Origin of the sequence: Pseudarthrobacter cellobiosi (genome assembly GCF_023913815.1) — a bacterium.
In the GTDB taxonomy this organism is placed as follows: domain Bacteria; phylum Actinomycetota; class Actinomycetes; order Actinomycetales; family Micrococcaceae; genus Arthrobacter; species Arthrobacter cellobiosi.
Window position 1 is genome coordinate 270,812 of the sequence record NZ_JAMXBK010000028.1, and the last position, 12,810, is coordinate 283,621.

The 12,810-nt window shown below is 62.8% G+C and carries 9 protein-coding genes and 2 pseudogenes; 1 reads left to right on the forward strand and 10 read right to left on the reverse strand.

Going from position 1 to position 12,810, the window contains the following annotated elements; translation table 11 throughout:
• From NG701_RS19410 to NG701_RS19435, 6 genes are read right to left on the reverse strand one after another with little or no spacing between them, the layout of a single operon-like run.
• Positions 1-1,905: a glycosyltransferase family protein gene (locus NG701_RS19410; protein ID WP_252570034.1), complete on the reverse strand. Its 1,905-nt coding sequence runs from the start codon at positions 1,903-1,905 to the stop codon at positions 1-3.
• 1 nt (position 1,906) lies between these two features.
• Entirely contained in the window at positions 1,907-2,797 is an 891-nt protein-coding gene (locus NG701_RS19415) for an ABC transporter ATP-binding protein (protein WP_252570036.1), read from the reverse strand.
• Positions 2,784-3,611 carry an ABC transporter permease gene (locus NG701_RS19420; protein WP_252570567.1) on the reverse strand — a complete coding sequence of 276 codons (828 nt, stop codon included), beginning with the start codon at positions 3,609-3,611 and terminating at the stop codon, positions 2,784-2,786. Before NG701_RS19420 ends, NG701_RS19415 begins: the two co-directional genes overlap by 14 nt.
• 59 nt (positions 3,612-3,670) lie before the next feature.
• Positions 3,671-5,434: a glycosyltransferase family 4 protein gene (locus tag NG701_RS19425; RefSeq protein WP_252570039.1), complete on the reverse strand. Its 1,764-nt coding sequence runs from the start codon at positions 5,432-5,434 to the stop codon at positions 3,671-3,673.
• Entirely contained in the window at positions 5,431-6,678 is a 1,248-nt protein-coding gene (locus NG701_RS19430) for a glycosyltransferase family 4 protein (protein ID WP_256475933.1), read from the reverse strand. The genes NG701_RS19425 and NG701_RS19430 overlap by 4 nt, the downstream gene beginning before the upstream one ends.
• Positions 6,679-6,687: 9 nt before the next feature.
• Complete coding sequence (locus NG701_RS19435; protein ID WP_252570045.1) at positions 6,688-7,179, reverse strand: hypothetical protein; 492 nt, start codon at positions 7,177-7,179, stop codon at positions 6,688-6,690.
• A gap of 199 nt (positions 7,180-7,378) precedes the next feature.
• Between NG701_RS19435 and NG701_RS19440 the strand changes: the two genes are divergently transcribed.
• Positions 7,379-9,202: a hypothetical protein gene (locus NG701_RS19440; RefSeq protein WP_252570048.1), complete on the forward strand. Its 1,824-nt coding sequence runs from the start codon at positions 7,379-7,381 to the stop codon at positions 9,200-9,202.
• Positions 9,203-9,344: 142 nt separating this feature from the next.
• Here the strand turns inward: NG701_RS19440 and NG701_RS19445 are convergent.
• The 4 genes and pseudogenes from NG701_RS19445 to NG701_RS19460 all read right to left on the reverse strand — a co-directional run bounded on the left by NG701_RS19445 (position 9,345) and on the right by NG701_RS19460 (position 12,807).
• A pseudogene (locus NG701_RS19445) lies at positions 9,345-9,993 on the reverse strand (enoyl-CoA hydratase/isomerase family protein).
• A gap of 7 nt (positions 9,994-10,000) precedes the next feature.
• Positions 10,001-10,438 (reverse strand): annotated as a pseudogene (locus NG701_RS19450) (2Fe-2S iron-sulfur cluster-binding protein); the annotation flags it as partial.
• A gap of 416 nt (positions 10,439-10,854) precedes the next feature.
• Positions 10,855-11,682 (reverse strand): DUF8462 domain-containing protein, encoded by an 828-nt coding sequence (locus NG701_RS19455; protein ID WP_252570050.1) that lies wholly within the window; start codon positions 11,680-11,682, stop codon positions 10,855-10,857.
• Between the two features lie 342 nt (positions 11,683-12,024).
• On the reverse strand, positions 12,025-12,807 hold the full coding sequence (locus tag NG701_RS19460) for an enoyl-CoA hydratase/isomerase family protein (RefSeq protein ID WP_252570053.1): 783 nt from the start codon (positions 12,805-12,807) through the stop codon (positions 12,025-12,027).
• Positions 12,808-12,810 lie beyond the last annotated feature (3 nt).

Here is a 12,810-nt window from a genome sequence, read left to right on the forward strand (position 1 = left end):
TTATACGGTGATGTGTTCTTTGGGATCCCCAAAGAACTTGATTTCGCCAGACGCAGCCAGCTCTTCGTCTGCGACGTCCCAGGTGTGACCCTCGGCGCTCCGCATTTGGCAGAAGTTGAACCTGTCAGCTGAATATATGGAACCGCCCGCGGTTGTCACGGCCTTCAGGAAGGCCGTGTCTTCTCCACGGTTGACCGGCTCGAAAGGATGGGCCTCGAAGACTTCCCGCCGGGCAGTGATGGTAGGACCCATAACAATCCGGGTGGAAGTGTGCTCCAACTGCGGCATGCGCAGGACGGTGGCCTGGTTGGAGGCGAAGTGCATGTGATGGGCAAGTTTCCCGACAACCTCGGCTTTGGAGAAATCAAGCGCGTGGAGCAAGTCCGCGAGATAGTTTGGTCCGTAGTAGTCGTCGTCGTCCATCTTGGTCAGTACGTCCCCTGAAGCCGCGTTGACGCACATATTCAGGCATTGTCCGAGAGTCACCTCGCGTGCCGCGGTTAGGATCTGGTAACGCCGGACTCCATACTGTCCAGCCAGCTCCCGCAGCCGGGCATCGTCGGCTTCAAAGCCGTGTGTGAGCAGCACCAGTTCGAGGTCAACGCCGACCTGGCTGCCCACGGTCGCGAAGACGTGCTCAAGCTGGTGCGGCCGGATGGTGGAAACCAGGGCGCTGGCCGAAGGTAGTGCCACTGCCTGGCTGCGCTCGGGCAGCACCGAGGCAACGACTTCCTCGGCCCGGTGGGCATAGGTGTTCCCAGCCCAGATGCGGCGCTGCCCCTTATGGACTACGCGGTCGTTGAGTTCAGGGCTGCGGGCAAGCATCCGGATCTGATGTTCACCCTCCTGTTCAGTACCGGCCACAAGCACTTCATCCGGCTCAAAAAAGCGTCCAATGGCGGCACTGGGAGCCGATACCACGGGCGTTCCGGAAGCGGTGATCTCGAAAATCCGGCGCGCACACATACTGGGCGAGTCCACCACTGAATTGACGTTGAGGAACACTTTGTAGTCCCGGTAGGCCGTCAGCATCCGCGCATAGTCCAGCATCCCGACCACGTGCTCGCTGAAAGGCACAGGGAACTGGTAGTTCGAGTCCCCTCCGAGCTGGCGGGAGAATATCTCCAGTTCCGGTCCGGACTGGCTGCCGGCATTCCGTGCCGCTGTCAGGAGCATGTCCATCTGCTGGCGCCGCTCCGGATACTTGTGCGCAAAGTACATTCCTGCGAAGGCAACCCCGCGCGAGTGCCGGTCCTGGCTCGTCCGGATGGGATTGTGGATGGCCGGCTGGGCTGCGAACGGCAGCACACTTACCCGGTCATGCCCCAAATCGGCCACGTAAGCGGGGATCCGGTCAGAGTCGCTAGTAAACACCACATCGAACCGCCGCGCTGCAGGCAGGAAGTCATCGTAGTGCGGTGGGTCTTCCTTGTTCCAGAAGACGGTGGGGATGGAGTTCTCACGGCACCAGTCCATGAGTGCCAGAAACTCCGGTTTGGGCCCTGAGGTACCCGTCAATTGGAACTTCCAAGAACCTTGGTTCCCGTTCCACGCCGATTCCACGAACAGGAAATCGATTTTGGTCTCGGTCAACTGTTGGAGCCACACGTCCTTTCGAAGGACCAGGAGGTTCCACTCGAAGGAAAATGCAGCGGCCGAGAAGTCGTCCAGGATGACGCCCACACGGAGATCGCTCCGCCGGGGGGCCCGATCGGGAACCCGGTGCGGGGCAAACGAGGGCGGTTCGTTTTGATCCCGCCGTGCTTTGATACGGGCAGATCTTGTGTCGGAACGGCCACCGCCCCGACCTGTAATTTCCCGGCGCCGCAGCCACTCCTTGACCTGGCCAAGCCCGCCGTCGCGCAGATGCCATAGGGCTGTGCGGACATCCGTCACCACGGCCATCTCAGCGTCCTTCCGTCCGGCGGCCGCTGGCCCGCTCCAAAATTTGCGTGGCAATAAGGTTCGCCCGGGCTTCGCCCTTGATCCGCTCTGCGCTGATGTGGTTCCCTTTGGAAAGTTGAGACGAAAAATCCTGATACAACTGCGTTGTCTCCTCAGGTGTCCCGTCCATGATCAGTTCGCCCTTATCCAGCCAGATCACGCGGCTGCACATGTCCCGGATGGTGTCCAGGCTGTGGCTGACGATGAACACGCAGCCAGCCTGGGCCCTTAGCTCGTCCATCCGTGTCTTGCTGCGGTTGCTGAACTGGGCGTCCCCCGTGTTCAGCGCCTCATCCACCAGGAGAACTTCCGGGTTGACGGCAGCTGCGATCGCGAAGCGAAGCCGGGAGGCCATGCCTGAGGAATACGACTTCATGGGGAGGTAGATGGCGGAATCCAGGCCCGAGAGCTCTACGATGCTTTCGAACTGCACGTCGATCTGTGCCATATCCATACCCATGGCCAGGCAGCCGAGCACCACGTTTTGATCTCCCGACAGCTCAGGCACAAGCGCAGCGTTGACGCCCAGCAGGATGGGCGTGCTCGAGGCGAACACACCGCCCTTCGTGGGCGCCAGCTGCCCGCTGATGAGCTTCATCATGGTGCTCTTTCCGGAGCCATTGCGGCCGATAATCCCTACCGATTCACCGCGCTCCACCACCAGTGAGATCTCTTTCAATGCGTTGACCGTCACCAGGTTGGGTCTACGCAGGAGCTTCCGGAGGGCGCCCCGGGGCCCGCGGGAGGAACCGGACCTGTCATCCGAGGATTCAACCCGATAAGTCATTTCGACTTTGTCGATCACGACGCATGGCGGACCGTCGAGGAAGTGGGCCTCATCAATCGCGACCATAAGTTTCTTCTCCCTTCCAGAAAAAGAACATCCCTATCATGAGGGCGGCCAGCGCCACGCAGGCCAGGCTTGCCCATGATTCCCAGGTGGGCAAAGTGTCATAGAGCACGCAGCTCCGAACGATGTCGATGACGTTGAACAGTGGATTCAGCGTCATCACCTCGAGCAGGACTGGGTCGGTGATAAAACGCTCGTAGGAGTAAAAGACCGCCGAGGCATACATCCAGGCGCGGAGGGCGAATGGCAGAAGATGCGTCACATCGTGGACCTTAGCTATGACTCGCGCCAGGATCATGCCGACGCCCAGATTGAAGACTCCCTGGAGGAGGACCGCGGGGATAACCAGCAGCCAATACCACGAGATGGTTTCAGCCGGCGGGAACACTACGATGATCAGCAGCATGCCGAGAATCAAGGGAACCGCGGACAGCACCTCCCGGAGGTTCGCGCCCAGGGGAAGGGCAGCGCGGGGGAAGTTGAAAGCCTGCACCACGGATTTGCCGCTGCGTATGGAGCGGGCACCCGCGGTGATTGCTCCGGAGCTGAACTGGAACAGGAAGATGCCCACCACAAGGTAGCCAATAAAATTGTCGATGCCGTGGCTCGTCTGCAGCAGGACGCCAAAAATGAGGTAATACGTTAGCCCGTTGAAAATCGGGTTCAGCAGCAGCCAGGCGCTTCCGAGCCGGTCGCGCCGGGTGCCGCTCTGCACCCTCGCCCGGGCATCGTAAAAAATAAACTGGCGGAAGTCCCAAAGCTGGACCAGATAGTCAAGGAAGCCGGGCCTGGACCCCACACGGGACAGCTTCCGCATGTCCACGGACAGCGGCTGGATGGCCGCCGGAGCCGGCAGTTTGGCCTTCTTAGCGGACACTAGCGGGCTCTCCTAGATTTTTCTGTTGCGATGGCGCGGTATGCCTGCACACAGGCGGCCGCGTTTGCTGCCCAAGTGCGGGTGCTCAGCACATGTTCCCGCCCGGACGTTCCCATGGACCGCCGCAAGGGCGCGTCTGCAAGAAGGGAGGCTAAGGAATGTGCCAAGGCCGCCGGGTCTTCCGGCGGCACCAACAGCCCGGTGCGGCCGTCGTCGACGATCTCGGCAAGCGCTGGAAGCGCGCTTGCCACCACCGGCCGCGCACTCGCCAGTGCTTCCACCGGCTTCAATGGTGTCACAGAACGGGTTACATCGAGATTCTTGCGCGGTACGACGAAGACATCCAAAGCCTGGTGGTAAGCCCTGGCGTGATCCCGGGGCACCAGCCCCGTAAAGACGATGCGATCGCCAAACCCGGTCCTGCGCGCCTGGTCCTGCAGGGACGGAAGGGATACTCCGGAGCCTACAATCAGCAGCCGCAGCTGCGGATTTGCCGGGGCCAGGAGTGCAAAAGCAGCGATCAGGTCGTCCAGCCCTTCATACGGCACCAGGCTGCTGACCGTTCCAATAATCTGGGCGTCCTGTTCCAGCCCGAGTTGGCTGCGGGCCTCGCTCACGTCCCGTGGCGCCAGCAGATAGTCCCCGCCCACCGCGTTGGGGGCGACAACTATCTTTTCCTCCGGCACGCCGGCGGCCACGATGTTCTCCTTCATGGTCTGCCCCAGTGTGATCACGAGGTCAGCTGACCGCATGACGTCGGACTCGCGGTCCTGGAACAGTTTGTAACGCTCGCTATCCTTCGCCTCGGGGCCCCGGGTGGACGCCCAGGTGTCGGCCAGCTGCCCACGGACCTCGTATACCCACGGGATCCCCAAGGACTCGGCCACGGCCCGGGCTACCAGCCCGTTGACGTAGTGCGTGGTTGTGTGGATGATGCTGGGGCGGAACTCCTGGGCCAACCGCAGCGTCTCCTCTGCCTGCTGCTGAAGGCGCCCCGCCGGGGTGTCCGCAAGGCGGGCAGGCATCAGCCGCCGGTACCGGACGCCATCCACCAGGTCCTCCTGGCCGGCGCCCAGCTTCCCCACCAGCACGGGATAACCCAGGCGCGTCACGGCCAGTGTTTCCCAGCCAGCGTCCTGTTGGGCCACCAGAGTGGAATGAGTACGTTGGGCGTACCCGCTCTGGGTGTGCGGCAGGGAATTGGTGAGCAGGTGCAGCACACGGTTGGGGACCGGTTCGATCACTGCTGCAGGGAGGTCAGGAGCCCAGCCGCGAAGCAGGGCCTGTTCCGACACCAGGCGTGCGCGTTGCCTGCTCGGCCTGGTCCCGGGTGCGGATTCCTTCTCCAGCGCCGCGGTGGCTTCACTGACAGCCCCGACGTACCACAAACGGCGGGCAAGTGCAGCGGCGTGGCCTTTGGCACCCGAGGAGACAGCGAGGAACTGATCCGCGCCGGCGGGATCGTTCGCGGCCAGCGAGATATCCGCCAATTTCGCGGCCTTGCGGGGCGATGCACCCCGCTCCAGGGCGAGCTGCAGGCGCCGTCGCAGTCCGGCGTAGTCACCGCTGAGCAACTCGGCCGCCAGGACGGGGATGGCCGTTGCGCCCGCCGGGGCTGCAGCGATGAGCAGCCGCGCGGCTGGTGTGACGAACTTCGCCGGAAGCCGGCGGGAGGCCTGAAGGAAAAACTGAAAGGGGTCATCCGCCAGGTTGTCAGCCACCACCCGGCCGGTCAGGCCGAGATTGCGGAACAGTGGCGTCATTCGGCCCGGCCGTTCCGGGACAGCAAGCCACGGATGAGCTCCATGTAGCGCTGGGAAAGGATGCCGTAGTCTGCATGGTGGTGCACCCATGCGCGGCTTGCACCTGTCCGGACCAGCCGGCTTCGGTCCTCCGCCAGTCCGTGCCAGAGGTCCGCGAGGGCCTGGGGATGGTTTGCGACGATATCTCCGGCCTCCGCCTCTGTTACAACTCGCGCGGCCTCTCCGCGGACCACGGCCGTAACATGGCGGCCAAGTGCAAGAACCTCATAGGTCTTGGAAGGGATTGTGGTCTCGAACGACTTCCAGTCATCGCGCAGGGAAACGATGCAGGTGTCCGCGGAGGCATAACGGTCCAGGACATCCTGGCCGTGCAGAGACGGGTGGAATGTCACGGGTGCACCGAGCTCAAGGGCAAGCTTCTGCAGCGCGGACCTTCGTGAGCCATACCCCACCATGTGCAGGTGCATGCGGCTTCCGACGATGGCGCTGGCCCGGATGGAGGTCTCCAGATTCTGGCTGTCGCCGTGATTCCCCAAGTACAGGGCCTCAAACACTTCGCGCTGCATCGGAGGCGCCGACAGCGCCGGCAACGAAGTCACGTGCAGTCCATTGGAAATGGTTGCGACGTTCAGTATCCCGCGGCTGCGTAGCACGTCGGCAAAACCTTCCGTCACCGTCACCACGAGGTTGGCACGGCGTTGGACGAAATCTGCGAAGACTTCGAACGCGCTCTTAACGTTCCCCCGGACCAGGCGTGCGTCCCGGGCAAGATCCGGCCAGGCGTCCCGCATCTCCAGGATGAGTGGAACTCGGCGGAGCCGCGCAAGGATGTAACCGGCGGCCATAATGGGAAGGCTCGGCACCGTGACGACCACGATGTCGGGCCTGCGGGTGAGCATGCCTACCGGGACGGTCCAGAGCGCTGAGAAGCACTGGTCCACCAGACGCCAAAGATGCCGCTTCCCATGGGGCAGGAACGGCACCCGGCGGATCTTTTCGCCGTGCGGGCCGGTCTGGGAACGAAAGGTCCTCCCGGCAGTGCCTGGGAATGCCTTGCTGCTGCCGCCGGGTGAGTGGGCAACGGGAGTCACGACGTCGATCTCCCATCCCTGCTTCCGGAACTCGCCTACCAACGCGCTCCACCTACGTTGCGGCGGGCTACTCTCCGGCCAGTAGGAATGAGTTAGGAGGGTCACTCGCAATTTTGGGCGCAACTCTTCGGGGTGATCTTCGATATCCACCATGGCCCGCGGTTACTTTGCGGACCTGGACGGGGTCCGCATGCCCTTGGAACCGAGGACCCTGAAGTAAGCGAACCCGGCGCCTACGAGCAGGGCCACCGTCAACAGCTGAACCCCCAGCGGACTCCCGGTTGCGACCGAGACCACGGCCTGGACCGGGCTCGCATGGCTCTGCTCCTGCGCTGGCGTGGCCGATGCTGTGGGAGAGGGCGGGACTGCTGCTGCTGTCTCGGTTTCCGATGACGGCACAACCGTCGGTTCAGGGACTGCTGGTTCGGCGGGTGCCGGCGTCACAGCCAGGTCGTCCGCTGGCGCGGGGACCACGGCAGCAGGGGGAACCGGGACAACGTCAACGGGAATCGCCGGCGGGGCGGCAGGCTCGATCGGCGCCGGCTGGATGGGCTCAGGCGCAGGCGCAGGTTCTTCCGTAGGTACGGGTTCCTCAGGAGGCGCCACCGGCTCTTCAGTCGGCAGGCCGGGGCTGGGCACTGGAAGAGCGGTCACTGCAGGATCCGGCAACACGGGCCCATCCTCGGCGAAGGCGGGCTGCAGAGGTGCAAGCAACGAACAGGAGAGGATCAGAAGTATTCCGGCCGCTCTCCGTGGAAACCTGTGCGTCTTAGTGACGGTTCCTTTCGCGCTCAAGATATTCGTGCCCCCCATGGCGTACGGTTGTTCGGACAAAGTTGTTACGTGGCCGCGAATGCAGTTCAAGCGCATCCAGGCGAACCAAGTCAAGTCAAGGAATTTGACGTTCCTAGCTTACTGGATGCCGGACCGACCCGAAGTTCATCAACCGCTCCCAGTCGCTAAGCTGGGCTTTCATCGTTCTGACCTTGGAGAATACCCGCGCATGACAGCCCCTGAAACTTTGCCGCAAGACCGCGCATCTGGTCCGCGCCGCTCGCCGTCGACCGGAAAGAGCAAAGCGACGCTTATTGTGCTGGCCGTTGCGGTAGTAGTGGCAGCTGCCATCTTCTTTGCGATGGCCATACAGGGGCCGACGGACCCTGAACCAGGCTTCGTGGCCGCGCCTGCCCCAAGTGCCACTGAGTCCTTGGCGCCCGCACCTGCAGTGACGTACTACGAACAGGCCGGACCGCCAGCTGGTTCGCCACTGCAAAAGGTTGAACCGTTGACCATCCGGGTCGCTGACCAAGAGACAGGCACTGCGCTGCCGCAGGGTATGACCGGGATCTCTCTGGAAGCAACTGATTTGGCTGACCCTCTGCTGAGCGCGGAGAACGCATCCCTAGTGGGACTCCTGGCCGAGGTGGACGGGCCAGTGTTGCGTTTCGGAGGCAACGCAGTGGACCGCCGCTTTTTCTGGACCTCGACAGGTGAGGCAATTCCGAGTAACTACACCGGCGATAAAGCGCATCCCGTACGTGCGGTCGGTCCACAGGACCTGACCCGCCTAAACAAGCTACTGGAAGCAACGGATGCACGCGTGGCACTGACCGTGGACCTGGGGCATTACAACCCGGAACGTGCCGCCGATATGGTGAAGAGCGCGACTGAAATATTGGGAGATCGGCTGCTAGGCGTGACCATCGGCAACGAGCCAAATGGTTTCGGAACAAATGGCGTTCGTACCGGCGGTTACACACCCGAAAATTTTGTCCAAGAGCTGAAGGCATATGCCAAGGCAATATTCGCCTTGGCGCCCAACGTTCCCATCGCTGGTCCCGGCACGTACAGCGAGGCCTGGTGGCGGCCGTTCATCGCTGCTGATATTCCGCAGAAGAAAATCTTCACCTTCCACAACTATCCGCTCTACAGCTGTGACGGCTCCGTGGACCCCAAAGCCTCACCGACCCTGGCGAACCTCATGTCACCGCTGATGCATCAGCGTGGAGAGGATTACCAGAAAGCTGCCATCGCAGCGGCCAAGGAAGCAGGACTTGAAACGTGGCTTCCGGAGACTGGCATCGCTGCTTGCCCCGGATCGAACGAAACCTCCCGTACCCACGCCTCAGCCCTATGGACAGCGGACTATGTTCTCAACGCTGCCAAGTTGGGTATCACCCGGATCGGCTTTCACAGCTCCCTCCAGACCTGCACAGGCGGCCCACCCATGTCTGTGCTCTGCAGCGACGGCCCGTACCTCAAGCCGAATGGCGAGTACACGGGGCACGCCAACTTCTTGGGACTCGCCATAGTTTCGGATCTTGAGGATGGGAGGTTCCTTGAGTTGCAGAGTTCCGGAGGGGGCCTCGTGTACAACTACGCTCTGAAGAATCCCGACGGCAGCACCACAGTGGTGGTAGTCAACCAGAACGACCCCAAAGTGGCTTCGCAGACTGAAGTGACGCTCACGCTACCGGGAAGGCCTGTTACTGGAACCATGGCGCAACTCACCGGTCCCAGCTACGAGGCCGAAAAGAAGACCGTAATTGACGGCGTTGCGACCGGTCCGGTGCCGGCATCGCAGCGGCTCACGGTTCCCGGCTTCAAGTACGGATCCACCGAGCAGTCCATAGCATTAACGGCCGGTACAGTGACTGTCCTGAGCTTCAGCTACTAAACACCGCGCACCATTCGATCTTCGGGCCCCGCTTTCGCGAAGGCCCGAAGTTCGTTAAGTCTGTGTCAGCACGCTGACGAAACCCTTCATCCAAGTCCATAGCCAAAGGAACCATGCAATTAAGGCGTGAAGTTAGAAATGGCTACCCTCTGAACTTTGGCTCGCGTTTCTCCTGGAACGCCCGGAAGCCCTCGGCGTAGTCCGCGCTCTTGCAGAGCCGCGCCTGTTCGGCGTTCTCCTCGGCCATGGCATCCCACAGGCCCAGCCGCTGGTCACGGATGTGCGCCACCAGCTCCTTGCTCGCCGTGAAGGCGCCTGTGGCCCCGGCGGCAACCTTCGTCACAATTTCCCTGGTACCAGTGCCCGCCCGAATCCAGCGTGGCGCCCAGCTTGGCGAACGGCGAGCCGAACTTCGCATTCTCCGCCACGTACACCACGTCCGTCGCCAACAACAGCCCCAGCCCCACCCCCAGGCAGGCGCCATGTGCCGCGGCAAACGTCGGAGCCGGGAACGCGCTCATCTTCCTCAGCAGCGGCTGCACCAGCCCGCCCAGGTACGCTTCGGCGTCGTCCGTCTCCGGCGTCACGCCCGAAATGTCCCGTCCCGCGCAGAACGCGCGGCCCTCTCCCCTCAGCAGCAGCGCCCGCACTTCACCGCGCGAGGCGGCGGCAGCGGCGTCGTCGTACGCCTGTGTTAAATCAGCGAGGGCCTGCTCGTCGAGGGAGTTCAGCTTGTGCGGGGCGTCCAGGACCACTTCGGCGACGTTGTTGGCGATGGAGAGGGAGATCATGGGTTCCTTAGACGTCGAAGTCGACTGTCACTTCTTTGCTCGTGGGGTGGCTCTGGCAGGTCAGGACGTACCCCTTGTCCAGTTCATCCTGCTCCAGGGCGTAGTTTTCGTCCATGGTCACGGTGCCGGTGCCGGTGACCAGTTTGGCGCGGCACGTGCCGCACACTCCCCCGGCGCACGCGAACGGCACATCCGCCCGGACCCGCAACGCTGCGTTCAGGATGGACTCACGGGCGTGCGTGGGGCTGGCCACCTCGCCCTGCAGGCCGTCCAGCTTGAACGTGATCCTGTACGTCTCCTGGGACTCGTCCACCACCACGGGACGGCCGGCGTGGCCCTCCGGACGGTCCGGCTTACCGGACGTGAACAGCTCGAACCGCACGTGCTCCGGCTTCACGCCGCGCTCGGCCAGGGTGTCCCGGCACAGCTGCACCAGGCCTCCGGGACGTGCGGGCCGGGGCGATCGTTGCCTGGTTCGAAATCACCGGCCCCCACCACCATGACCGGCGAAGGGAATCACTACCCAAAATGAGCAGGTCTCCGACACGATGGTCTGCCGGCAGCCCCCAGCAAGCCAATCCAAGCGTCAGCCCCCTCACTGCGCGTAGTGCCCGCTGGGACTTGTCACGGACCCAGGATTCAACACAGGAATGCTGCAACCCGGACCAGCGCATGCCGGAGAGTTTGAGGCGTTGGCCGACGATGGCATTGCAGCCGGCTTCGACGGTGCCGGAGCCGACGAACACGTCGGGCTTCAGGACTCTTCCGCCCCTGCACACGTGATTGCCTACGTAGCTCCTTGGCCGCCTGGCGCCGGACGCTGACCCGCCTGAATCAGCCGAGCCCTAAAACTAGCGCATGTCAGTCCTCGGTCTGGCGCCCGATGAAGGCAGCCATTCCGGGCACCGTGAACTGAATAGAGCCATATTCGGGTGCATACACGACACCCTTGGCGATGAGTCGTGAGCGGATGACGGCAAGTTTGCTGGTCGACTTACCAAGGCGTTCGGCGATTTCTCCAGTCGAGGAAGGGGTATCGCTGTCCTGGGCCATAGCCCTGAGGTAGAGGCGTTCTGCATTGGTGGCACGCTGCCATCTGGCCTCGAAGAAGCCATGGTCCAGGTCGTTGGTGCCGTGGCGGACTGCCACGTGCGCGTCGTCAGCGCTGATGATCTTCTCCGATGCGGCTTCCCAGGCGGCGCGTCCGTAGACCTGAAGGAAGAAGGGGTAGCCGTTCGCGGCAGAGAGCAGGAGTGACAGCGCATCAGGCGCCAAGGAGGCGCCAAGCCTGTTGATGGGCAAGGCGAGGGCTTCCGAGGCGGCCTCTTCATTGACCTGGCCTATGGTCCTGTAGAGAAACAGCCGCTCACCATAGGTCCTGGCCTCCGAGATCTTGCCGGGCAGGTTGGGTAGGCCCGCACCGATGATGTAAAAAGGCCATCCGCGCTGGCCCGCAAGGTGCTGAACGGACAACAGTATGGTCAGGAGCTCTTCGTCCAGGTCTTGCATTTCGTCAATGAACAAGCCGAACCCGCCCCTGGCTTTTCGCATCGCGAGTGATACATCCTCGACAAGTTCCTCGAGGTCGATGTCCAGGTTGCCTGAATCGGCGCGCCCTTGTTTGGTCGTCACCGACGCGGAGACGCCGGCAACCCCCAAACTCGCTGAGATGTTGCCGATGCTGTTCAAGGCATTCTGCAGAAAGCTCCAGGCTGACCTACTTCTAACGATATATAACAGTTTTTGTTATAAGGCCATATCTTTCGTTACCAGCGGCGTGAGAACACACCAGGGCAGCAAGGAGAGGGCGAAGCGTTCCGGTCGCGCCCCAAGGCTCGTAGACCAATGCCCATCAAGTAATGCGCATGCTCATCACGTCCTGCGCATGCTTGAACCTCGTGTCGCTGCGCGGCAGACGGTGCGAGTGGACGCCGGCAGCGGAGCAATATTCGGCGACGCCGCCGGACGCACTGCGTTCCAGCATCGAAGGGCTCGAACGGCTTCACCCTGCCCCCTTTGTCCGGAAAAATTTCACCGGCCTTCGAAGACGGGTGCCCGCTTCTCCTGGAATGCCCGGAAGCCCTCGGCATAATCATCGGTTTTACATAGCCGGGCCTGCTCGGCATTTTCCTCGGCCATGGCGTCCCACAGGCCCAGTCGCTGGTCGCGGATGTGCGCCACCAACTCCTTGCTCGCCGTGAAGGCGCCCGTGGCCCCTGCGGCAACCTTCGACACAATTGCCCGGGTGTTTTCCAGAAGTTCATCCGCAGGCATAGCCCGGCTGAACATCCCCTGCGCCACGGCCTCCGTCCCCGAGATGAGTTCGGCCGTGTAGATCAGATCCAACGTCCGGTGCATGCCCAGCCGCTCGGTGAAGTACCAGTGCCCTCCCGAATCCAGCGTCGCGCCCAGCTTGGCGAACGGCGAGCCGAACTTCGCGTTCTCCGCCACGTACACCACGTCCGTGGCCAGCAGCAGCCCCAGACCCACGCCCAGGCAGGCACCGTGTGCCGCGGCGAACGTCGGCGCCGGGAACGCGCTCATCCTCTTCAGCAACGGCTGCACCAGCCCACCCAGGTATGCCTCGGCGTCGTCCGTCTCCGGTGTCACGGCCGAAATGTCCCGGCCCGCGCAGAAGGCGCGGCCCTCTCCCCTCAGCAGCAGCGCCCGCACCTCACCGCGCGAGGCGGCGGCAGCGGCGTCGTCGTACGCCTGTGTTAAATCCGCGAGCGCCTGCTCGTCAAGGGAGTTCAGCTTGTACGGCGCGTCCAGGATCACTTCGGCGACATTGTTGGCGATGGAGAGGGAGATCATGGG

Excerpts from the sequence above, each read along its gene's own strand:
- NG701_RS19440 (WP_252570048.1), top strand. The coding sequence starts at position 7,379 with ATGCAGTTCAAGCGCATCCAGGCGAACCAAGTCAAGTCAAGGAATTTG.
- NG701_RS19415 (WP_252570036.1), bottom strand. The coding sequence starts at position 2,797 with ATGGTCGCGATTGATGAGGCCCACTTCCTCGACGGTCCGCCATGCGTC.
- NG701_RS19410 (WP_252570034.1), bottom strand. The coding sequence starts at position 1,905 with ATGGCCGTGGTGACGGATGTCCGCACAGCCCTATGGCATCTGCGCGAC.
- NG701_RS19420 (WP_252570567.1), bottom strand. The coding sequence starts at position 3,611 with ATGCGGAAGCTGTCCCGTGTGGGGTCCAGGCCCGGCTTCCTTGACTAT.
- NG701_RS19430 (WP_256475933.1), bottom strand. The coding sequence starts at position 6,678 with ATGGTGGATATCGAAGATCACCCCGAAGAGTTGCGCCCAAAATTGCGA.
- NG701_RS19460 (WP_252570053.1), bottom strand. The coding sequence starts at position 12,807 with ATGATCTCCCTCTCCATCGCCAACAATGTCGCCGAAGTGATCCTGGAC.
- NG701_RS19425 (WP_252570039.1), bottom strand. The coding sequence starts at position 5,434 with ATGACGCCACTGTTCCGCAATCTCGGCCTGACCGGCCGGGTGGTGGCT.